This is a genomic window from Vibrio sp. PSi01 (assembly GCF_054960695.1).
On the sequence record NZ_JBHNYN010000025.1, the window covers coordinates 18,892 to 39,559 of the forward strand.

Annotated in this window: 21 protein-coding genes and 1 pseudogene; 11 read left to right on the plus strand and 11 right to left on the minus strand. The window is 43.3% G+C overall.

Annotated features, from left to right (window positions below; genetic code table 11):
- Positions 1-15: 15 nt before the first annotated feature.
- Both ACFI6G_RS20785 and ACFI6G_RS20790 read left to right on the plus strand, forming a co-directional pair.
- Complete coding sequence (locus tag ACFI6G_RS20785) at positions 16-1,452, plus strand: lipopolysaccharide biosynthesis protein (RefSeq protein WP_102370359.1); 1,437 nt, start codon at positions 16-18, stop codon at positions 1,450-1,452.
- 136 nt (positions 1,453-1,588) lie between these two features.
- A complete protein-coding gene (locus tag ACFI6G_RS20790; protein ID WP_010439666.1) occupies positions 1,589-1,906 on the plus strand; it encodes a hypothetical protein in 318 nt (105 codons plus the stop codon).
- 204 nt (positions 1,907-2,110) lie between these two features.
- Here ACFI6G_RS20790 and ACFI6G_RS20795 read toward each other — a convergent pair whose 3' ends face one another.
- The 4 genes from ACFI6G_RS20795 to ACFI6G_RS20810 form a co-directional block, all read right to left on the minus strand.
- Positions 2,111-2,578 carry a DUF3429 domain-containing protein gene (locus ACFI6G_RS20795; protein ID WP_016784683.1) on the minus strand — a complete coding sequence of 156 codons (468 nt, stop codon included), beginning with the start codon at positions 2,576-2,578 and terminating at the stop codon, positions 2,111-2,113.
- The gene (locus ACFI6G_RS20800; RefSeq protein WP_016784682.1) at positions 2,575-3,120 is read right to left on the minus strand and encodes a glutathione peroxidase; all 546 of its coding nucleotides are present in this window, start codon (positions 3,118-3,120) and stop codon (positions 2,575-2,577) included. The genes ACFI6G_RS20795 and ACFI6G_RS20800 overlap by 4 nt, the downstream gene beginning before the upstream one ends.
- Positions 3,121-3,206: 86 nt before the next feature.
- Positions 3,207-4,526 (minus strand): ABC1 kinase family protein, encoded by a 1,320-nt coding sequence (locus tag ACFI6G_RS20805; protein WP_102370356.1) that lies wholly within the window; start codon positions 4,524-4,526, stop codon positions 3,207-3,209.
- Between the two features lie 221 nt (positions 4,527-4,747).
- Complete coding sequence (locus ACFI6G_RS20810; protein WP_010439678.1) at positions 4,748-5,134, minus strand: thiol-disulfide oxidoreductase DCC family protein; 387 nt, start codon at positions 5,132-5,134, stop codon at positions 4,748-4,750.
- Positions 5,135-5,295: 161 nt separating this feature from the next.
- Here ACFI6G_RS20810 and ACFI6G_RS20815 point away from each other — a divergent pair, with 161 nt between their 5' ends.
- From ACFI6G_RS20815 to ACFI6G_RS20830, 4 genes are all read left to right on the plus strand, one after another.
- Positions 5,296-5,853 carry a DUF1439 domain-containing protein gene (locus ACFI6G_RS20815; protein ID WP_016784680.1) on the plus strand — a complete coding sequence of 186 codons (558 nt, stop codon included), beginning with the start codon at positions 5,296-5,298 and terminating at the stop codon, positions 5,851-5,853.
- Positions 5,854-6,141: 288 nt separating this feature from the next.
- A complete protein-coding gene (gene soxR / locus ACFI6G_RS20820) occupies positions 6,142-6,582 on the plus strand; it encodes a redox-sensitive transcriptional activator SoxR (protein WP_016784679.1) in 441 nt (146 codons plus the stop codon).
- 141 nt (positions 6,583-6,723) lie between these two features.
- The gene (locus ACFI6G_RS20825; RefSeq protein WP_010439683.1) at positions 6,724-7,104 is read left to right on the plus strand and encodes a VOC family protein; all 381 of its coding nucleotides are present in this window, start codon (positions 6,724-6,726) and stop codon (positions 7,102-7,104) included.
- A gap of 122 nt (positions 7,105-7,226) precedes the next feature.
- A complete protein-coding gene (locus tag ACFI6G_RS20830) occupies positions 7,227-7,631 on the plus strand; it encodes a globin (protein ID WP_102341137.1) in 405 nt (134 codons plus the stop codon).
- A 103-nt stretch (positions 7,632-7,734) separates the two neighbouring features.
- Here the strand turns inward: ACFI6G_RS20830 and ACFI6G_RS20835 are convergent.
- Both ACFI6G_RS20835 and ACFI6G_RS20840 read right to left on the minus strand, forming a co-directional pair.
- A pseudogene (locus ACFI6G_RS20835) lies at positions 7,735-7,944 on the minus strand (hypothetical protein); the annotation flags it as partial.
- A gap of 98 nt (positions 7,945-8,042) precedes the next feature.
- Entirely contained in the window at positions 8,043-8,810 is a 768-nt protein-coding gene (locus tag ACFI6G_RS20840) for a hypothetical protein (RefSeq protein WP_010439687.1), read from the minus strand.
- 140 nt (positions 8,811-8,950) lie between these two features.
- On the opposite strand from ACFI6G_RS20840, the gene ACFI6G_RS20845 reads away from it, so the two are divergent.
- Positions 8,951-9,340 (plus strand): DUF4345 domain-containing protein, encoded by a 390-nt coding sequence (locus ACFI6G_RS20845; protein WP_010439689.1) that lies wholly within the window; start codon positions 8,951-8,953, stop codon positions 9,338-9,340.
- Positions 9,341-9,349: 9 nt separating this feature from the next.
- Positions 9,350-10,852 (plus strand): arylsulfatase, encoded by a 1,503-nt coding sequence (locus ACFI6G_RS20850; RefSeq protein WP_102370355.1) that lies wholly within the window; start codon positions 9,350-9,352, stop codon positions 10,850-10,852.
- A gap of 160 nt (positions 10,853-11,012) precedes the next feature.
- Here the strand turns inward: ACFI6G_RS20850 and ACFI6G_RS20855 are convergent, their stop codons facing one another.
- The 4 genes from ACFI6G_RS20855 to ACFI6G_RS20870 all read right to left on the minus strand — a co-directional run bounded on the left by ACFI6G_RS20855 (position 11,013) and on the right by ACFI6G_RS20870 (position 16,022).
- Complete coding sequence (locus tag ACFI6G_RS20855) at positions 11,013-12,044, minus strand: LacI family DNA-binding transcriptional regulator (RefSeq protein WP_010439694.1); 1,032 nt, start codon at positions 12,042-12,044, stop codon at positions 11,013-11,015.
- Positions 12,045-12,241: 197 nt separating this feature from the next.
- Complete coding sequence (locus ACFI6G_RS20860) at positions 12,242-13,318, minus strand: porin (protein WP_010439695.1); 1,077 nt, start codon at positions 13,316-13,318, stop codon at positions 12,242-12,244.
- A 248-nt stretch (positions 13,319-13,566) separates the two neighbouring features.
- Positions 13,567-14,583 carry a nuclear transport factor 2 family protein gene (locus tag ACFI6G_RS20865; protein ID WP_016788980.1) on the minus strand — a complete coding sequence of 339 codons (1,017 nt, stop codon included), beginning with the start codon at positions 14,581-14,583 and terminating at the stop codon, positions 13,567-13,569.
- A 143-nt stretch (positions 14,584-14,726) separates the two neighbouring features.
- Positions 14,727-16,022: an MFS transporter gene (locus ACFI6G_RS20870; protein ID WP_010439698.1), complete on the minus strand. Its 1,296-nt coding sequence runs from the start codon at positions 16,020-16,022 to the stop codon at positions 14,727-14,729.
- 348 nt (positions 16,023-16,370) lie between these two features.
- Here ACFI6G_RS20870 and ACFI6G_RS20875 point away from each other — a divergent pair, with 348 nt between their 5' ends.
- Both ACFI6G_RS20875 and ACFI6G_RS20880 read left to right on the plus strand, forming a co-directional pair.
- Positions 16,371-17,912 (plus strand): sodium:solute symporter family transporter, encoded by a 1,542-nt coding sequence (locus ACFI6G_RS20875; RefSeq protein WP_102277564.1) that lies wholly within the window; start codon positions 16,371-16,373, stop codon positions 17,910-17,912.
- A gap of 26 nt (positions 17,913-17,938) precedes the next feature.
- On the plus strand, positions 17,939-19,309 hold the full coding sequence (locus ACFI6G_RS20880) for an L-serine ammonia-lyase (protein ID WP_016791103.1): 1,371 nt from the start codon (positions 17,939-17,941) through the stop codon (positions 19,307-19,309).
- Between the two features lie 135 nt (positions 19,310-19,444).
- Here ACFI6G_RS20880 and ACFI6G_RS20885 read toward each other — a convergent pair whose 3' ends face one another.
- Positions 19,445-19,930, minus strand: coding sequence for an Lrp/AsnC family transcriptional regulator (locus tag ACFI6G_RS20885; protein WP_016768523.1), 486 nt, complete (start codon positions 19,928-19,930; stop codon positions 19,445-19,447).
- A gap of 122 nt (positions 19,931-20,052) precedes the next feature.
- Between ACFI6G_RS20885 and ACFI6G_RS20890 the strand changes: the two genes are divergently transcribed.
- A complete protein-coding gene (locus ACFI6G_RS20890) occupies positions 20,053-20,652 on the plus strand; it encodes a LysE family translocator (protein ID WP_010439706.1) in 600 nt (199 codons plus the stop codon).
- Positions 20,653-20,668 lie beyond the last annotated feature (16 nt).

Below are 20,668 nucleotides of genomic sequence, written 5' to 3' on the forward strand. Positions count from 1 at the left end.
GGATAGGTGACCGCTATGGGTTCATTAAAACAGTCAGCCTATTACGCTATTGGTATTGTGATGATGAAAGGGATATCACTTGTGATGATTCCTTACATTACTCACAAAATGACACTAGCAGAATATGGTTCTTTAGAAGCGATTGTCTTGTTAGCAGACATTGGAACGATATTGTTTAGCTTTGGTATCGTTGAGGCAATGTATCGTTATGTGGGCGTGTCCGATGGCGATGAAAAGCGGGAACTCGTTTCTAACTGCTTTACGCTAAGTGTTTTGGTGTGCGTGCTAGGAGGGTTATTAATTGCGCTCAGCATGCCGCTATTGATTTTAATGTTACCCGTCGAATTTCAACCCTACCAAATTTTTATCCTACTCATTCCTACAATGCTTGATGGGGCAATCTCTATTCCTCTGACCTTAATGCGAATGAACGCGATGGCGAAACAATTTTGCCTGCTTAATGTATTGAAAGCCGGTGTTCAAGCCGTGATGACTTTTGCATTGCTTGAGGCCGGATATGGTATTGATGGTGTGTTGATTTCGGCAGCGGTATCGAGTTTGCTGCTAATGATCTGTTTACTGCGCTATCAATGGCAAGAGATGGGAACATTTGGTTGTTTTAAATACTCAACCAAGATCCTGAAGTTTGGGTTACCCGCTTTGGTGGGAGGGGCATCAATGTATATGATCATGGGGTTAGATCGTTGGGTAATGGCAAGTTTCGTTGGAGTCGAAGAACTGGCGATTTATGCAGTCAGTGGTAAATTTGCGTTGATCCTTGGATTGTTATTGCAACCCTATGCACTGTGGTGGTTCCCAAACCGTGTCGCCATTCTTCAGCAATCAGGAGGTAGTAAGGATTGTGCAGACAAAGCCTTAGTTGGCGTCAATTTCGCCATCGTATTGGGTGCTTTGATGATTTTAACTGTTCCAGGCTTTATCGCTTTAATTCTGCCAAGCAGCTATCAATATTCGGGTACGATTGTTGTCGCATTGCTTGCCATTAGTGTTATCAAGAACGCAGGTGATTATTTGAATCTTGGTTGTTTCAGTGGGAAATCAAGTCAATCGCAAATGTGGATTCAAGGTGGATGCGCGATCTTGGCCGCTATTGGTTATGTCACCGTGACGCCCAGTTATGGCGTATGGGGGGTTATTGTTGTCCTCTGCGGAACTTACATATTGCGATTACTACTTTTATATTTCGTCAGCCAAACAATGGAACCGTTACCTTATCAGCACAGTAAATGGATAGTTGCGCTCAGTATTGCCGTAGTTGCGGTCGCTTGTGATCGATTGCTCGGGTTGGTGCTCGTTGATGTTCATGACTTTGTTTTAGGCTGCTTTGTGGCAGTGGTGACATTAGTGGCCTTCGTAAAATATTCGGTCATCATTATTCCGCCTGTGTTGCTTGATAAGTTCACGTTACGCAAGCACTCCCAGATAAGTTGAAATTACGGCATTTATCTTTAAGCTTTTTCCGGGGTAGACAATGAAAATCTAAGTTTATCAAAATAAAACACTGTTCATAATGTTTGTGATTAGATAGTATTTATAAGTTTGATGAATATTAACTATGGAATGAATTATGAATAAGTGGATTGTATTTTCAGCTATGTTTTCGACCTTATCACATGCTTCCTTAGAGCTTTCTAGTTCTGATTTATCGGCTGGAGATTTTGATATCCCCGAGGCTATCTCGTTAGAACAACAAAGCATCGTATGTGAAAGTGTTGTTTGTAATACGGTATCAGAACCTAAATCTGTCCCGGTTGTTGGTGAAGTGCCGGAGCGTGAGCCTAATCAAACGATAGAAACTTTCGCCAGTGCGATTTATATCGTTGGTGAGATTGGAGCTGCGGAAAACTTATCAACTCCAGAATATGAACAATTTTTCGAAAACTGATTCAAAGGTTTTGACAGAGGGAGGGACAGTTTTCAAGTGTCACTATAAAAGATTTCAAATGCTGTTATAAAAGGTAATCTTGCGTTAAACGATTCAATAACCTTGGTATATTGTAGCTAGGAAGCCCTCAATGGAAATATGGAAGTACTGCTATTCATCCCAGCCTGCTTTGCGCTCAATATGCTTAAACAGGTAAAAACTCACTCAAGTTAACAGCACGATACCATGCATCAACACAACGCTAGAAGTTAGTCGAGTTCTCATTTCAAAATACCCATCAGGCCCTTCGCTTTTATTCTGTTCCTTCATCGACCTCTCTGCTCGCCAAACCGAAATGTAACCGACCAAGAGAATAAGTGTGGTTATGAATTCCTTTTGCTCACCGAGTAGTACCGCTAGCCACGCTGCTAACACAATAACATTGCTTAGAATTAGAGCATTGTTACTTGATTGGATTTTGAAGTTCTCTATGCCATTTCCCCATAAAATACCAGACAAGAAACTTAAGATAACCACGCTGTAAGTGATGAAGAGTGTTTCTCCGCTCAAGTTAAAAAACTGACTGTCGGTGAGCGATAACAATAGGCCGAATAAAAAGGGGACTAAACCCATATAGCCGAGCTTAGCCATGGTGTTACGTGTTTGAGTTGTTTCCATGTAATCTGACTTCATAGCTGCTGCTCGATAGCATTTTTGAGGGTACTACTGGTTGGCGACGTAGAACTCGGGAAGGTTGCTATCACTTTGCCTTCTTTGCTGACCAAGAACTTGTAGAAATTCCATTTCGGTTTGATACCAGCTTGTTGTTGGATTTCGGCAAAGACTGGATTTGCGTTCGGCCCAGAGAGTGAAGCACGCGCCATCATTGGAAACGTGACGCCGTAATCCAGATAACAGATTTTGGCAGACTTCTCCTCGCTTCCTCTGTCTTGACGAAAATCATTGCTTGGGAAACCAACAACCGTGAATCCTTGATCTTTATATGTTTGATGCAGTTGCTCAAGTTGCTCGAACTGTGGCGTGAAACCGCATTGACTTGCTGTATTCACGATCAATAAAGTTTTACCTTGAAACTCTTCACACAGCTCAATCTCTTCGTTTGAATTTAACAGCCTTTGTTTGCCGTTGAGTATCTCAGGACAGCTTGCTGAAAAAGCGAATGAACTTGTTAGGCTCGCGATTAGGGCGGTGGAGCACAGCAGCGAATGCTTCATTAGTCTGACTCATTTTAGTTGGCGTAACTGTTACTACTGTTCAACGACTTGAAATGATCACTTTAAAGACCAGAATGGCTTTAGTATCAGCTGTCGCTTAGCAAATAGGGTTCTACCAAGCGCCTGATGTTCACCTTGGCCCCAAGGCGAGATGCCAGCAGATACATGCCTCCAATCTTTCGGTGGAGGAATAGGGCATCGGCTGGTGGTGTGTGCCAATACTCTTGCTCCATGCTGAGTATGGTTCCTGCCTCACGAAGCCTTTGTGCTAAACCACTAGCTTTGAAGTCGTAATCTTCATCGACAAGCATGGGTTCACATGCCATTGTCACTAGGTTGAGAATCGCTTGGCGCTGGTCAGGGAGGATGGTCTCGCTAAAAAATCCAATTTGCTCTAACGCCTTGTTGAGTCCTTGTTCATTGTGATCAATCACAGAGGTAAAGGCTGAACGATAACCATCACTGAAGCGATCACTGTATTCACGGGTGGCACCAAAATCCAACAAGCCAATTTGACGTGTTTGTTCTACATACAAGTAATTAGCGAAATTGGGGTCGGTTTGCACCATCTTGAAGTCAAACAGCTCTTTGAACATTAACTCGATTAGGCTGTGCATCACGAAGTCACGGGTGCTTTGGTCGTAACCTTCTATTTGCTCTATCGAGACACCTTCAATGAAGTCCATGGCGAGGACGGAGTCTGAAGAGACTTGCGGGTGAATTTTAGGTACGACGAAGTGAGAGTGCTCTTTTAATGCATCATGGTAACGAATCGCGTAGTCAGCCTCGCGAGCATAGTCCGCTTCATCATGGAGCTGTTTCTTTGCCTCTTCTAGTAAGCTTTTGTAGTCGACCGACTTTGGTATCAACCCAACAATGTTGAGCAGTGTGCCTACGTTGTCTACATCGCTGTCGATACTTTTTCGAATGCCTGGATATTGGACTTTGATAGCAAGTTTGTCTCCTGCATCACTGTAAGCTTGGTGGACCTGGCCGATAGACGCACTAGCTAAAGGCTTAAAGTTGAAGGTAATAAATTCCACCTTCCAATTTATTCCAAGTGAATTTTCTAATACTTGGTTAAGCTGCTTAGCGGGTAATGGGTCGGCGTCTGAGCGCAAGCGAGCGAGTATATTGGCTAACTCCGGTTCTAGGATATCACCGGCATCCATCGACAGCATCTGACCTAGCTTCATTGCAGCGCCTCGCAAATGTGCCAACTGATCTGTAAGGCGAGCGATATTTTGAGGTGTTAATACCAAGTCTTTTGCTTTGGGTCTGTTTCCCTGCGCGAGCTGTTTCGTGCCTTCAGTTATGACACTTCCCGCTACTCGAGTTGCGAGAGACGCGAATTTACTGAATCTTGAAATACGATGGGTAGGTAGATTTCTTTCTTTTGCCGACATAAAAGTTCTCTCTGGGAATCAAGGTTCTCTACAAAGTTCTATAAATCATTACCCAACCGAATGTTTTGTTGTGGTAACTTATCTCGCGAAATAGTAAACAGAATTTAAAGGACAAAACATGAAATTTATTTGGTTAAAAGTCGCGGTTACCGTTTTAGTTTTTGCTGCGCTGTTTGGTGTGGTGTATTACAAAGTCGCGAGTGGTATGTCTTAACCAAGCACTATTTAGTGCAGCTGTTTCCATTGCAGCGTGACTTTCCTGTTAGCCAGAAAGAAACTTTGTATCTGTTCTTGGCAAATCGTAGATAACACCAGTCGGCCATTGGCTTGAATATGGCCCAGCGCAATGGGGCGTATAGCCAACCTTTTCCTACTAAGCGCCACGCTTGGTAGGTCACGTCTAAACCTAGCAAAAGTTTTCCATTCTCATCCAGTGCATGCAAAATGGTGTTGGCTGCGTCCGCATCAATCTGAGGGTAGTCTGAAAAGGCTTCACTGTAGATATCGATGGTTTGAATCTTATTTTCAGTGTCATGCTTGGCAAGTGCCGCCATCTCTTTTGCACACAATGGACATGTCCCATCATAAAATATCGTTAATGCCGTCATCATTTTCCTTACTATTCTATTCCTATTAATTTGTACGGTGTTATTTCTTCAGTGGATCATTTTGCGGAGTTAACCGACACTGTCATTGTGACAACTATTTTACGGTATTATTCCAAGATAAAATCCGTGCCTTGCAATGACATATTAAGAGTTTAACCGCAATGACAATAAAGTTAATCAACCGCTTCATTATCGCTTTTTCTGCCCTGATGCTAGGTGGTTGTGTGAGCTACAGTATTACTGAACAAGACATGACGAAATACCTACAAGATTCAGTGATGTTAGAACAAGAAGTTGGTGTTCAAAGTGTTATGTATGCGCAAGTGGCTGTTGATGATTTAGAAGTGAAAATTGGACGAACAGACAATCAACGAGTCTCGGTTATAGCTAATACTAATGCAAAAGTTGAGATATTTAATATGCCAAATATGGGATTGGATTTGGATATTGAGTTCAGTGCTATCCCTGAATATGACAAAGAAAGTGGTGAAGTGTATTTGAAATCGTTACGACTAGAGCGTTTTCAGGAAAAAGGACAACAACTCTCCCCTGAGGTTGAGAGGTTGCTTAAGCCTGCGGTATCCATGATTGGCTTTGCTTTGTCTCAGTCACCGGTTTATAAATTGGATAGCAACAAGGTGCAAGAGTCATTGATTAAGTCATCGGAGCCTAATCTAGTGATTAAAGATAACAAACTGGTTATTGAGTTGTTTGATTAGTTTTTTAAATTCTGAACGGCATTATGGTTATCTTTCAGGTAGCCATTTTTTATTAGCTTCAGTTAATTTGCACCTCACTACTTTATTGCCAATTACCTAGTTCCTAATTACTTCGCCGCGAGTCGGTTTATTAAAAATCATATCGTTATCATAAAAATAGTAATCGCTTAGCTCGTTGGTGTTGGTATTCAAAGTTCTGCTCTCTTTACTGGTGATGGAGGCAAGCTGTGGTTACTATTAAGTTAAAGTGAACTTTATCTATTTGTGAGCACCAAGGACAAGGTAATAATGAGGAACATCGTATATTTGACGATAGGACAGTTATCAGAGCGCAGTGGTGTTGCTCCTTCGGCACTCCGCTTTTATGAAACCAAAGGGTTGATTGCTTCGATTCGCACCAATGGCAACCAACGTCGTTACCAATCAGCTATGTTGCGACGAATTGCTTTGATACAAGTAGCGCAGTCGATAGGTTTTACGCTGGAAGAGATTACGGAAGAGTTATCTACCTTACCTATGAACCAGACCGCAACTAAGCGAGATTGGGAGCGAGTTGCGAAGAAGTGGCAAGGTCAGTTAGACAGCAAAATGTCGCAGATCCGTTCGTTACAAGAGAACCTGACAGGTTGTATTGGCTGTGGCTGCTTGAGTATGCAGAAGTGCCACTTGTTGAACCCTGAAGATATTTTGCATGATCAAGGGCAAGGTGCACAACGCATTGTTGATTAGTCTTTATTGCGTTAAATAGCTAACCAAACTCTATGCTTTCATTCAATGAGTTAAGCAACAACTATGACCGAATAGCGTGCCTGGACAAACGCAAATTATAGGTCTAGCTTGGGAGGTTCTTTCAATCAAAAGAGGTGAGTTATGTTTAGTCATGTTTTTCTCGGAACCGAAAATATTGAACGCGCGAAGTCATTCTATGATCCAATTATGCAAGAGCTTGGTTACAGCGAAGGGACAATCGATCCCAAGGGGCGTTGTATATACGTTAGTAAAACGGGCGTACTAGGTTTAACTAAGCCGATTGACGGTCAGCCCGCGACTTATGGTAATGGGATGACCGTCGGGTTCTTGGCAAGCTCAACAGAAATAGTCGATGAATGGCATCGTCTTGGTGTTGAAAATGGTGGTACCAGTATTGAAAATGGTCCAGGTGCCAGAGGAACAGATGAACGTCGACTCTATATGGCCTATTTACGAGACCCTGATGGAAACAAGATTTGTGCAACTCACTTTATGCCATAGTTAATTTTATGCCATAGTGGCGTATAATTAGCTGATGTTGATAGTTTTGAGCCAATTTATCGCTGCTCTTAACCTCCCTCATGATTCTAAAGACTGGCTGATTATTGCAAAGGAATTGCTAGATGAAACCGAATGAACTGTTTTATGAAAGCTTTGAGCGTTGCCGGATTGATCAAGAATTCTTGGAAAGCTTTCTGGCAGACTTCTGCGAGCATAACCCAAGGTTTTCAGAACGTTTTGAAAAGATAGGGTTAGAGCAGCAAACTAAGATGCTTAAGGCCTCGATCATTCTTATTTATAATTCCTCTGGTCTGCCAAGTGTGCGGAACTCGGTCAAGAAACTGGGTAAAAGGCACAAAGATTTGGGGTTGGACATTTCAGAAATTGAATTAAACGAATGGTTTAATTCGCTGCTCAATACGGTTAAAAAGTACGATCCTCATTATGATGAGAACGTAGAACGAGCTTGGGCAGAAACGCTGGATGTTGGTCTAACGATCATGAAAAAAGAGTGTGTTGAAAAATAAAATAAACTTCGCATAATAACACGAGGTTTATCTTATTTTTAAAATGATGGCTTTTAATTCATTACCCTAAATGGTTTTTATTCAGGGTAATGAATATGTTGGCTTAAAAGGTAAAGCCAGTTTGAATACCTAAAGTTGTTTCCTTGGTATACCAATCATTTGAACCTCCGAGCTCATACCAATCAAACCCTACACGAGTCAACAGCTTGGAGTTGCCAAACAATGGTTTTGATGACTTGTACTCTGCGCCGATACCGTAAGTTAAGCCAAAATTACCATGAGAACTTTTATGAATTTCATTTCCTTTGCTAGAGCTTCATTTAGATTGAATTAGAGAACAATTTAATAGAGATTAAATACTCTGGCTGACTAGTCATTCCGCTTGTGCTTAATGGTAAAACAACCAGTGGCTTAAAAGTGAGCAGCCCAACCAATCAAAAACCCTTGCGATGCGGTATCGTATTCAAAGGTTCCCTTGTTTTCGTAATCAACCCAAGTGGATTTATACGCCAGATTTAAATCCGACCAATCGTTAATTTGATAGCGAGCGCCGGTTAGTATGGAGCTAGTAAAATCGGTGTCAGCACCAAGGCCGATATCTAAACTGGTGTGAACTGTCCAATCTTTGTTGAGTTCTTTAGTCCAGCGAACGCCGACAAGGTAATCGATCCAATCTTCATTTAAAGACCGAGAGTTGATTGTTGTACCATCGTTTTTATAAAGCCTTGAGTCAATATCATTGTCCCACCAACGTATACCGACCATATAATCAATCATGCCGATATCGTATTGAAAGCGTTTAAACCCTTTTGCTTCCAAAACACCCTGTCTTATATCGAGTTTACCATTAAGAATTCCTGTATTACCTATTATGGAGTCAGATTTGCCACTCAGTTTCATGTAGCTGTAGTCTAAATAGTAGCCCCATTGATTGTCGTAAATCCCCTCTAATCGCAGCATCGCACCCATATCCAGATGATCCATGATAAACGCTGGGTCAACATCAACACCTGTAGATATCTTGCCGATTGTACTATCACCACGGATATTCAAAGCGAGCGCATAAATTTCTATACTGTGCTGCCATTTTTTTGTGTCCGAGTGCGAGCTTGTTTCTTGTGCATTTATGGTTGAACTTGCAGCCAACACTGATGCGATGAGGTAATGCCATTTAGCCATGTTGATATCCCTATCCCAAGATTGAAGAGTACATACCATAAATGTATGTATTAATTATCCATTTTCCGTGTATGCAACTTGTACATTGCTGATTGTAGACTATGTTTTTAGAAAAGAGCCAAATTACAAAGAGGAAATAAATGAAGCAACAGAGTGTGTTTTTGTTGGTCGCCGTTCTGGGTTTAACGCCCATAGCTTTGTCTTATGGTTATGCACCAGTTATTTCTCTGGACTACCTTTTCGGGATAGATGCTCGTCCTGTTAACGTTACCCACATCTTTCGTGCGGTAACGGGTTTATATTTGGCACTTGCTCTGTTTTGGGTGAGTGGCGCATTGACTAAAAAGTATCGACTGCCAGCGCTTTATAGCTTGGTGGTCTTCATGTTGGGTTTGGCTGCAGGCCGAGTCGTCAGCTTAGTCTTAGATGGCATGCCTCACTGGCTGCTTTTTGTCTATCTAATCTTGGAGCTTGGCTTTGGTTTAGTCGGAATAAAAATGATTCAAAAAGAGCAATCTGAAACAATATAAGGATATTCTATGAAAGGGATTTTTCACCTTCTCACCTTAAGTGTGCTGAGTAGCTTTTCGCTATCGGCATGGTCTGCACAAGAACAACCTAATATATTTGTTATTTTTACTGATGATATTGGGATCTCAAACTTGAGTGCTTATCACAATGGCGTGATGAGTAGCCAAACACCAAACATTGATAGTATTGCTGAGAAGGGAATGCTTCTGACAGACTACTATGCGCAGCCATCTTGTACCGCGGGTCGTTCAGCTTTCTTAACCGGGCAATTACCAGTTAGAACCGGAATGCATACGGTTGGATTACCGGGTGGTCCAGTGGGTTTAAGCGCAGATACACCAACACTTCCCGAGGTATTAAAAACCATGGGCTACGTGACTGGGCAATTTGGCAAAAATCATTTGGGTGACCGAGATGAGTATTTGCCAACGATGCATGGTTTTGATGAATATTGGGGTTGGTTATATCACTTGAATGCCATGGAATACACCGAAGATCCAGATTGGCCGAAAGATGGATCGTTAGATGCCTTTGCTCCTCGAAACGTGATTTACTCTAAATCTGATGGTAAAGGTGGCCAAAGCATTGAAGACGATGGTGCGCTGAATATCGAGCGTATGAGAACACTAGATGATGAAGTAAACAAACATGCGATTAACTTCATTGAACGAGCCGTAGAAGCGGATAAACCGTTCTTTACTTGGTACTGTCCATCTAGAGGGCATGTGTGGACGCACCTTTCTCCTGAATATGAGGCAATGCTTGGCCAAAATGGTTGGGGGCTTCAAGAAGTCGTGATGAAAGATCTGGATGATCATGTCGGTGAAATGTTGGCGAAAATAGATGAACTTGGCATCGCCGATAACACGATTATTATTTTCACGTCCGACAACGGGCCTGAAATTATGACGTGGCCAGATGGTGGTATGACACCATTCCACGGTGAGAAAGGGACAACATGGGAAGGGGGAGTTAGAGCTCCTGCACTGGTTAGCTGGCCGGGTGAAATCCCTGCGGGTAGTGTCGGTAATGGCATCTTCGATGGTATGGATTGGTTACCAACATTGGTTGCAGCCGCAGGTGGTCCAACAGATTTAAAAGAGAAAATGCTCAAGGGCCACGATGGCTTTAAAGCACACCTAGATGGTTACAATCAAGTCGATATGCTGACGGAAAAAGGCGAATCTAATCGTAACGAAATTTACTATTATGAACGAGATAAACTACAAGCTGTTCGCGTAGGCGATTGGAAGGCTCACTTCATTGTACAAAATCGCGGATGGGGTGGTCCGAAAGATGAATTGAATGCGCCGTTACTCTTCAATCTACGTCGTGACCCTTATGAAAGAGCGGCAGAAGAGTCAGGTATGTACTTGAAATGGATGGGCGAAAAAATGTGGGCATTTGGTCCTGCACAAGCTGCTATTCAACAACACTTAGCGACATTCCAAGAATGGCCTCCAATAACGCCTGAAACACCAGCAGAGAAAGTAGGTGGTGTGGGTAATTAGTTGGCAACTAATAAAAAACATCTAGAGACAAAATAAAAACTAGTAGAAAAAATCCCGTTAGACATCTTATATACTCTTGATATAAGGCGCCGAACGGGATTTTTGTATTTTGGTCGTTTAAAGGCGTATTTTAATCATTCAAAAAAGCTGAAGAACAACACTATTTCGCTTTCAACGTGGTGTTTCTTTCAATGAACTTCACTGGCACCATCAACTTGACCAAGCTCGTGTCTTGCTCTTGAATCTGACTAACCACAATTTTCACAGATTCACGTGCAAGGCGTCTGAAATCTTGCTTAAAGGTAGTGAGTTGATAGTTCAACCACTGAGTTTGTGGAATATCATCAAAACCAATCACTTGAAGATCTTCAGGAATACGCAGATTGAACTCTAAGCGCGCCACATCCATGACGGCCATCGCTAGGTTATCTGTCGCGCAGAAAATAGCTTGAGGATGTGTGGGTTCAGAAAACAGAGTCCTAATGGTTTCTAGTGCATCAAGGTAGTCATAGTCGGCTTCAATAACTCGAGCTTGTTCACCGGTAAGTTCTTCAAATTCTGAGCAGAACCCTGCTTCACGTTCGCCGTTAGTGTAGGTTGGAACATTACCTGTCAGGTAAACCGCTGACTTTGTCCCTACGCTATGCAAATGCTGAGCGGCAACTTGGCCAGCGGCGTAGTTGTCGCTCACCACATGGCTACTCTTAGTCCCTTCAACAACACGTGCGAACTGAACGATAGGAATGTCGAATTCTTCACACTCTTCATAAAGCGACTTGTTAAAGGTCGCAGAAGCAGCAATCACGCCATCAACTCGGTATTGGAAGATATTGGGAATTGAGTGGTTATCGTTGCCATCAACTTGCCAAGGGATCAATACCGCAGAATATCCCTGTTTTTGTAGTTCTGTGGAGATAAGCTGCAGCGTTTTCATGTGAATAGGGTAGTCGGCATCAGGGAAAACTAAGCCAATCAATTTTGATTCATTTGTCGTAAGGCTACGGGCAAAAGCATTGGGACGATAATTCAACGATTTCGCGGCGTCGAACACTTTCTGCTTGGTCTTTTCAGACACTGAACTTCCCGGTACAAATACGCGAGATACAGTTGATTGAGAAACGCCAGCAAGTCTAGCGACATCTTTAGATGTTACGGTTGTTTTGGACAGCGAAGAGTGTTTTGGAGAGTTCATAGACCATACTTTTGAACCAAATTGATTGTGCATAGAGTAACATAATTAGGTACGTACTCAAAAATACAATATGCCATGATAGGATGAAAATAAGGGGTAATAGAGAATGTTGGATATTATTCTGGGTACGACCCAAAAAAGCTCTGCATTAAGAACAGAGCTTTGTTTAGCGAATTTATGACTCGATTAACTGGGCGTTAGAAGTAGTAACGGATACCCGCAGCGAATTGGTCATCGCTATTTTCATAATGGTTACCAACAGATTTGTCGTTGCCATTATCAAATTGGTATTCAGTCCATACTAAGAACTTGTTCTTCTTAAAGTGGTATTCAAGGCCAGGGATAATCAACTGACGATCGTAGCCATTAGCGTTGTCGTCTGTGTCCATTAAGTAGTTAACGTTAAAGGTTGGACGCAAACCATTTTCAAAGTGGTAGTAAGTGAAGAATTCAGCACCACGGTGGTCGTAAAATTCTGCTTTGCTGGTGGTTTCCCAATTTGAGCCTTGGCTGTAAGTGAAACCAACGAATAGGCTATTATTGGTGTAGTTCACACCCAATAAACCAATACGTTGTGTATCACCATCTTTGATGTTTTTAACGCCCGCATCGACATCATCAAACTCATTCTGGTGGTAAGCTAAACCAATTGTTAGGCCATCCATAACCGTGTACAGCGTTGATGCGCCCATACCGTTTTTCAGCGTTGCTGTTAAACCGTCAGCAAGGCCAACATCTTCACGGGTAGTTTGGTAAGTGAAGCCGTATTTCCAGCTGTCGTTAATGCTGTTGCGGTAAGTAATCGAATTCTCAGCTCGGCCTGTACCAGACGCAATACCCCAGTCAGATAAATTGTAGTAGCCTGAACCACGCGAACCAAATACACGACCCATATCGGTAAACCAAGCCACATCGTAGAAGGTAGACCACTGCTTAGTGCCGGCAGCAATCTTGCCATATTTGTCGTGCTCTACGCCTGCGTATAGAAGTCGGTCGTAAATATTGTCGCCGTTAGCACCCGAGTTGTAACCCCATTCAGCATGGCCAAAGCCAGTCCAGCCGTTATCAAATCCCATTTGGCCTTTTAGGCCGAAACGAGAGCTACCGCTGTTCCACTCACCGTTGTGGTCGCCGCCTTTATCTTGGTAACGAACGTCGAAACGACCGTCTAAAGTAAGGCTATCGCCCGCGTCATTGGTGAAAGTGTGTGCAGCAAAAGCAGAACCCGAGGTAAGTGCTGTCAGGATCACTGCAGAAAGAATCGACTTTTTCATTGTAATTCTATTTATTCAGGCTGTAGAAAGCCACCGTGCTTTCAAGCCCGTTATATTGGTAATGGTTTGGCAGGGTGTACCCCATCCATGAGGCACTAGTAGATTCAGTTATTAGTGGAGCAATAATGAATTGGTTGGAGCACCTACTAGGAGCGAGAAGGATCTCCCAGCAAGCGTGGAAACCTAAATCAGATGTCTATTTAGGTTGCCACTATTTCGTTTCAATCTTTTGGATTAAAGCGTTTCGATTACAGTGTTGGGTTCATGATGGTTGAAGTGCGTTCGAACACGTCTAGACCTTGCTGTTGTAGCCAGTAAGGAAGGTCGATAAGAACCCAGTTCTCAGATAGCTTGTCACCGTCACGGTAGTACACGTCAACCACTTGCATGTTTGCGCGTACTTCGCCGCCAGTCATACCTAGGAAGCCACCCGTTGGTGTGTTTGATAGGTTTGGCCAACCGAAGAAACAAGAGAAGTTACCTTCAGCGAAACGACAAACATGGCCGTTAAATTTCTTGTCTTTCAAGTTGTTACGGAAAGGAAGTTGGTGCTGTTGTTGGTAACGAGGAATCGTGTAAGACGCGCCGATACCACAAGGACCGTACCAAATCATGTCTTTTGACCAGCTCTTCGCGAGTACTTCTGGTGGGCAACCCATTGCGCCGCTGTCGTTAAGTGCAGAAAGGTCATCAACCATCTTGTTCACTAGAGCAAGTGTCGCAACGCCTTCTTCTGGAGCTGCATCTTCAAACAACAGACCATCGTGGTTACGTGGACCAGGGTATACGAAGTGCTTACCAGTTGATGGTGGAAGTGGGTAGCAACCCGCTTGATCCATCATGCCTAGTAGGTCTAGGAACAGGCCTGTCTTAGTGATTTTGCCATCAACAACACAGTTAAACTCTGCGTAGCGAACGTTCATGATCTTGCCAGTAGGGCGCATGCCTAGGTATTCAGCGTCGAACAGACCCATGAAGTGACCCATGCTCATTACCCAAATTTCATCTGGGTTAACTTCGTTGTTACCACCGATGAAGATATCTTGACGACGCTGCATGCGTGTCATTGATTTCATCATTGGTGCCCAGAATACGTCAGCCGCTGCTTGTGCGCCTTCTTGCTCACGGAATGGGTAAACACCACGCCACAAGTAATCTTCAGAAGTGTGTGCTTTTAAAACTTCAGCAACGTTTTCGTGGGTAGCGTTTTCCATTGCGTCAAAGTAGTCACGAACAATGCGTTTAGCTTCTTGATATTTAGACATAGTAAATTCTCTTTTGTGTTGTCGAGCCAACATTCGGAACAGGACTCGATTTGGATTTTGTTACCGGCTGACTTCTCAGCCGGATTGATGTTTATTTCGTGCCTTTAGAGGTTTCAACTTTTAGAGGTTTTAACTAAAGGGGATTAAGCTTTTGCTGTTTCCGCTTTTTTACTCTTGTCGAAAATGCCGCCTTTCAATGTTTCTGGTAGAGATAGCCACAGTAGACCAGCCAGAATCCATACGATTGGTGAACCCCACATTGCTGTTGCAAGGTCGCTGCGCTCTTGGATGAATACCAACACCATTGGTGCCCACATACCGATGATACGACCGCCGTGGAATAGTGCTGCACCGAAGCTACGTAGGTGAGCAGGGAACAACTCAGAGAAGTAACCACCCCATACCGCAGAAGCAGAGAGGCCGAAGTTGTAGATAAGGCCTAGGATAGCCAGCATGTTTAGGCTGCCGATCATCACGTCGCTTGGTGCCACGAAGAATACTGAAGCCATGACACCTGCAAGGATGAAACCAAACGCGTTCACTTTACGGCCGTATTTGTCGGCGATTGCACCCCATACCCAAGCACCGAATAGAGAACCGAATGCTGAGATAGAGAAGATGATACCGATAGTTGAACCGTCAAATTGGCGAACTTCTTTCAGGTACGTTGTCACGAAGCCTGAGAAGAATTGGTAGCCGTAGAAGTTAAGGCCAGCCAGTAATAGACAAGTGATGGTGAGTTTGCGGTAAGGCGCGCTTAGCATTTCACCCCAAGAACCTTTCTTTGCTGGTGCGTTAGATGCTTCAGCTGCGGCTTGATCTTCTTCCCCGTAGGCGATCACTTTTTTGTCGCTAGGCAGGATAAAGATCATCAGTGCAGCAGCGACTAGAGGAGGAATACCACCTACCCACATTAGGCTCTGCCAAGGTGCATCGATGCTAGAAATGAACGCTGCGTATGCACCCATTGCCATTAGGGCAACCGAGAACATAGAAGAAGCGAATGCGGTTAACTTACCGCGAACGCTTGGTGTGAAGAGGCCGATCATCAGGCTTACCGCTACTGTGAAGTAACCACCCAAAGATATACCGATAATGAAACGCATCGCTGCCCACATTGCGTAGTCAGTAAACATCATATTGATGATGGTTGCGCCGCCGTTCAGTGCCGTGATGACAATAAGAGTTGATTTCTTACCAAAGTTTGATGCCACCCATGCACAGCTTAGAGCACCAATAAGTGCACCAACCGACTGCCATGTATAGAACTGAGCGGTATCCGCCAAGTTAATACCATCATACGCATCAACGATATATGGGCGTACGTAGTCAATAATTACAAAGTTATAACAATAGAAAAAGTAGCCAACTAGAATTGCAAGATAAGCAGCTACCCTTTGAATCATAGGAACTTCGCTCATGTGTTTTTTAGTAGTCATGACCGATAAACCTTTATTTTTTATAGGGTGTTTGTAGTTTTGATTTTTGTGTGGTGATTATCAATCTTCATCACACAGTCTTCATTTCGGGAGAGATGATAGAATTTTTGTGGTTATTAGATCCGTGATCAAAGTCAACTTTAAAATGAGTGCGTACCCATTTTGTGTGTTTTAGTGATCTTGATCTCATTAGATCGTATTTTTGCGCTTTTGAAAGCGTTTTGAGCGTTTAATCATCTATATTAGTGACAATACTCACACTTACTATGGGTTTTTGAGGGAAGTTATCCATTTTTGAGTAATATTAGCGGCGAATTGATTGCACAATATAATAAACGGAATCTAGAAATGGTTACGTACTCAAGTTTTTTGGTTATTGCTCTTTATGTGCTAACTACCCTATTTATCAGCTACTTAGTTAATAGACGCTATAGCGTTGGTGGCGACTTTTCGACTGGTGGTAAACAGTTTGGTTGGTTTACGGCAGGTGTGTCGATTCTTGCGACCTACATCAGTGCAATGACGTTCGTGGGCATGCCGGGTTGGGTTTACAGCTCGGGCATGGAAGCGATGAGTGTTCACCTGAACTACCCAGTTGTGATCTTTTTCACTGTGATTTTCTTTGTTCCGGTGTTTTACAAGCTCGGCTTAACTTCGATCTATGAATACTTGGAGCACCGCTTTGGCGTTGTTGCTCGCACGATCAATTCCATCGTGTTTATTGTGGTTCAGTGTATTTCGGCAGGAGTTATTTTGTATGCGGTTGCTCTGATCTTAGTGCAAGTGCTGCCGATCAGTATCTCTGAGGCGATCATCTACATCAGCTTATTTACCGCGTTGTACACCTATGCGGGCGGTATCTCGACAGTAATATGGACTGATATGCTGCAGTCAGCAGTGTTGATTATCGGCAGCATTGCGATCTTTGTTTTATTGTTGATGAAAATTGATGCGGGCGAGGTGTTGTCTCCTGAACATCTGAATATCATCAACCTTGATTTTGACTTAGGCGTTGATACCACATTGTGGGCAGGCGTAGTGGCTGTGAGCTTCCTGCACCTGAGTGTGTATGGAACTAATCAATTGATTATTCAGCGAACATTAGCAACTAAGTGTGTTAAAACAGCGCAAAAGTCGATGTTGCTTTGTGGTTACGGCGCATTCTTTGTTTATCTGTTTTTTGCTGTGATGGGGGTGCTGTTAAGTGTCTTTTATCAGGACAGCAGTTTTGAAAACAGCAATGAAGTAATTCTCGATTTTGTGTTTAATCATACTAACCCGATCATTGTTGGTTTGGTGATCTCGGCTTTATCTGCAGCGGCAATGTCGACATTGGATTCCACTTATAACTCAATGGCGACTGTGGCAACGTTCGATTTCTACAAGCGCTTTTTCCGTAAGAAAGCCTCTGACGCGCACTATGAATCGGTTGCTAGAAAAATGAGCCTTGTTGCAGCGGCGTCGGTTGTTGTTCCTGCACTGCTTGCGGTTTCAAATGAATCCGTACTTAAAACCATTGCTAGCCTGACCTCCATTTTTGTTGGTATTCGCCTTGGTTCTTTCATTCTTGGTTTGTTCTTCAAACAAGCGAACGAGAAAGGGGTGATTGCGGGCAGTATTGGCAGTGTGGCCGTCGTATTCATCGCTAAATACAGTGGAATAGCTTGGCCTTGGTTTGCCTTGATTGGCACCGTGGTTTTCTTAGTGTTAGGCGTTGTCGTCAGTCGCTTCTGGGGAGAGGTAACCGAGCAACAGAATGAATTTATAGCCAAGCAAAAGCATTTGTTTGCAAAGCCTACCGCGAGTCATTACGGCTTGTTGGTGTTCGCTGTTGTGACGATTGCTGCTTGTACTGTTATCCCTGATTGGCTTTATGCCGCTCTTTCTTAATTGACCGATTTTTTACTGGTATATCTATGTTATCGATCTTTGATATCTACAAAATTGGTGTGGGGCCATCGAGCTCTCACACCAACGGCCCAATGATTGCGGGTTTCCATTTCACACAGTTAATCGCTGATAAAATCGCAGAAGTGACGCGTGTTCAGGTGGATTTATACGGTTCTTTGTCATTGACTGGCATAGGTCACCACACAGATAGAGCAACCATCTTGGGGTTGCTCGGTAATAAGCCAGACACCATCAAAATTACCAGTGCCAACCGAGCTATGCGTCATGCAGTAGATAATGGTGAGATGGATCTTGCGGGCACGAAGCGTATTGTCTTCAACTACCAAACCGACATGTTATTCCACGAAGACAACCTGCCTTTACATGAAAATGGCATGATGATTACTGCATTCGATCAGACTGGAAACGTAATCGTTGATGAAACTTATTATTCGATTGGCGGTGGTTTTATCGCAACTGCTGACGAACTGCAAAATGGCACTCAAATCCAAGCAGTAGAAGTCCCTTTTCCATTTAAAAATGCCGATGAAATGCTGCAACAAGCCGATAATAGTGGAATGAGCTTGGGTGGCATGATTCTAAGAAATGAAGCGCAGTTCGAAGGATCTGACATTATTTTAGAGAAAGCGGATCAAATCTGGCGAGTGATGAGTCGTTGCATGGAACGAGGCTTTGAAACTGAGGGCATTCTTGATGGTGGCTTGAACGTCACTCGTCGTGCTCCAAACTTGTTGAAGAAGCTTGAAGCGAATGCGGCGGTTGAAAACGATCCAATGGAAATCATGGATTGGATTAACTTGTTCGCCTTTGCGGTGAGTGAAGAAAATGCGGCTGGTGGCCAAGTGGTAACATCACCAACCAATGGGGCGGCGGGTGTTATTCCTGCCGTGTTGATGTATTACCATCGCTTTATTAAAGAGCTCGATACTAAGCAATTAAAAGACTTTTTAGCCGTATCGGGCGCGATTGGTATTTTATACAAAACCAACGCTTCCATTTCCGGCGCGGAAGTAGGGTGCCAAGGTGAAGTAGGCGTGTCGTCTTCTATGGCGGCTGCGGGATTAACGGCACTACGCGGTGGCAGTAATGAGCAAATTTGTATTGCCGCAGAGATTGCGATGGAACATTCACTCGGTATGACGTGTGATCCGATTGGTGGCTTAGTACAAGTACCGTGTATTGAGCGAAATGCGATGGGCGCGATGAAAGCTATCAACGCATCACGCATGGCTTTGAAGCGTAATAGTAAATCTTTGATCTCGTTAGATAAGGTTATTGCGACCATGTATCAAACGGGCAAAGACATGAACAAGAAATACCGAGAAACCTCACTCGGTGGCCTTGCCCTAATTCACCTTGCAGCGCCATGTGAGTAGCTATCAAACAGATCAATTAGGCTCAATATCAAAGCCCAGCATCGTTAGATTTTAAGATTTTAAGATTTTAAGGTGGCTGGGCTTTTAAGTATCATTTTTTGTTGCAAGACGACTGCTTATTAACTGAGAGCAAGATTATTCTCCAAGAGGGAGCTTATAGCTGTTTTTCAACTCTTTAACCGAGATATTCGATTGAATCGCACTCACACCTTTGACTCGCCTGATCGAGCTAATACGCTCAAAGTACTCTTCTAAATCTTTAGCCAATACTTGCACCATATAATCGGCACCGCCGGCAATACAATGGCACATAGGAATCCAATCGGTTACAGCAACAAACTCTTCGAACGGCTCGGTATTCTCAACTTCATGGTTGCCCAGTGTAACTAAGGTAAAGCCTGCTACATGCAAACCTAACTTCTTGCGATTGAGTTTGGCGGCATAACCATCGATATAGCCTGTCTCTTCCATGCGTTTCCAACGGCGCCAGCATGGGGTTTCGCTGAGGTTAACCTTCTCAGCGAGCTTACTGTTGCTCATGCGTCCGTCTTGTTGGATGTGTTCTAAGATGGCGATATCAGTATCATCTAATACTTCTTTGGTGGATTCTTTCTGTTTCATAGTTTTTTTTGAAAAGTCTTGCTCAAATTTGCATTGATATTAGCCTATATAGCAATTTAATTCCTAGTCGAATCTGTAAACTCTCTCCGTATAAATACTTTACTTATTAGGAGTGAGAGGAAATGAGCTCTCAATTAATGCTGGCGTTCTTGCTATTTTCAACATCCATTGCAATTACACCTGGGGCAGGCAATATCGCATTACTTGGGATTTCAAGTCGTTATGGATTTGCTGCGACTTTACCTTTTATATCTGGAAACGCTGTTGGCATCATCATCGTACTGGCGGGTTCCAGTGTCGGTTTAGTGAGCCTATTCACCCTTTATCCAGAACTGTACAACATTTTGAAATACGCAGGCGCGGCTTATTTGCTATTCATGGCGTGGTCGATTGCGAACATGCAAATCGAAGAAAGCACTGTCGACAATCGCTCGGGCTTTATGTCTGGCGTATTGGTGCAGGTGTTAAACCCTAAAGGTTGGATAGCGTCATTAACCGTGTTTTCACAGTTCATCACTCCGAACGCAGACTACCTGATTCAAGTGGTGACGATTATTGCTGGTATGGTGATCACGGGCGTACCGTGCATGTTGGTGTGGGCGTATTGCGGCACCATGCTTAAAAAGTTACTGCAATCACCAAAACAGATGATGTTTGTGAACCGTTGCTTGGGCGGAAGTCTCGCTCTGGTGGTTGCTTTCATGCTTTATCAACCCGCATAAATTACAAATAAAAAAA

What these genes read in the sequence shown, in the direction of transcription:
- ACFI6G_RS20785 (WP_102370359.1), top strand. Translation starts at nt 16, where the DNA reads ATGGGTTCATTAAAACAGTCAGCCTATTACGCTATTGGTATTGTGATG.
- ACFI6G_RS20885 (WP_016768523.1), bottom strand. Translation starts at nt 19,930, where the DNA reads ATGAAACAGAAAGAATCCACCAAAGAAGTATTAGATGATACTGATATC.
- ACFI6G_RS20845 (WP_010439689.1), top strand. Translation starts at nt 8,951, where the DNA reads ATGAAGCAACAGAGTGTGTTTTTGTTGGTCGCCGTTCTGGGTTTAACG.
- ACFI6G_RS20880 (WP_016791103.1), top strand. Translation starts at nt 17,939, where the DNA reads ATGTTATCGATCTTTGATATCTACAAAATTGGTGTGGGGCCATCGAGC.
- ACFI6G_RS20810 (WP_010439678.1), bottom strand. Translation starts at nt 5,134, where the DNA reads ATGACGGCATTAACGATATTTTATGATGGGACATGTCCATTGTGTGCA.
- ACFI6G_RS20840 (WP_010439687.1), bottom strand. Translation starts at nt 8,810, where the DNA reads ATGGCTAAATGGCATTACCTCATCGCATCAGTGTTGGCTGCAAGTTCA.
- ACFI6G_RS20815 (WP_016784680.1), top strand. Translation starts at nt 5,296, where the DNA reads ATGACAATAAAGTTAATCAACCGCTTCATTATCGCTTTTTCTGCCCTG.
- ACFI6G_RS20805 (WP_102370356.1), bottom strand. Translation starts at nt 4,526, where the DNA reads ATGTCGGCAAAAGAAAGAAATCTACCTACCCATCGTATTTCAAGATTC.
- ACFI6G_RS20850 (WP_102370355.1), top strand. Translation starts at nt 9,350, where the DNA reads ATGAAAGGGATTTTTCACCTTCTCACCTTAAGTGTGCTGAGTAGCTTT.
- ACFI6G_RS20890 (WP_010439706.1), top strand. Translation starts at nt 20,053, where the DNA reads ATGAGCTCTCAATTAATGCTGGCGTTCTTGCTATTTTCAACATCCATT.
- ACFI6G_RS20800 (WP_016784682.1), bottom strand. Translation starts at nt 3,120, where the DNA reads ATGAAGCATTCGCTGCTGTGCTCCACCGCCCTAATCGCGAGCCTAACA.
- ACFI6G_RS20860 (WP_010439695.1), bottom strand. Translation starts at nt 13,318, where the DNA reads ATGAAAAAGTCGATTCTTTCTGCAGTGATCCTGACAGCACTTACCTCG.
- ACFI6G_RS20790 (WP_010439666.1), top strand. Translation starts at nt 1,589, where the DNA reads ATGAATAAGTGGATTGTATTTTCAGCTATGTTTTCGACCTTATCACAT.
- ACFI6G_RS20830 (WP_102341137.1), top strand. Translation starts at nt 7,227, where the DNA reads ATGAAACCGAATGAACTGTTTTATGAAAGCTTTGAGCGTTGCCGGATT.
- soxR (WP_016784679.1), top strand. Translation starts at nt 6,142, where the DNA reads ATGAGGAACATCGTATATTTGACGATAGGACAGTTATCAGAGCGCAGT.
- ACFI6G_RS20825 (WP_010439683.1), top strand. Translation starts at nt 6,724, where the DNA reads ATGTTTAGTCATGTTTTTCTCGGAACCGAAAATATTGAACGCGCGAAG.
- ACFI6G_RS20865 (WP_016788980.1), bottom strand. Translation starts at nt 14,583, where the DNA reads ATGTCTAAATATCAAGAAGCTAAACGCATTGTTCGTGACTACTTTGAC.
- ACFI6G_RS20875 (WP_102277564.1), top strand. Translation starts at nt 16,371, where the DNA reads ATGGTTACGTACTCAAGTTTTTTGGTTATTGCTCTTTATGTGCTAACT.
- ACFI6G_RS20855 (WP_010439694.1), bottom strand. Translation starts at nt 12,044, where the DNA reads ATGAACTCTCCAAAACACTCTTCGCTGTCCAAAACAACCGTAACATCT.
- ACFI6G_RS20795 (WP_016784683.1), bottom strand. Translation starts at nt 2,578, where the DNA reads ATGAAGTCAGATTACATGGAAACAACTCAAACACGTAACACCATGGCT.
- ACFI6G_RS20870 (WP_010439698.1), bottom strand. Translation starts at nt 16,022, where the DNA reads ATGACTACTAAAAAACACATGAGCGAAGTTCCTATGATTCAAAGGGTA.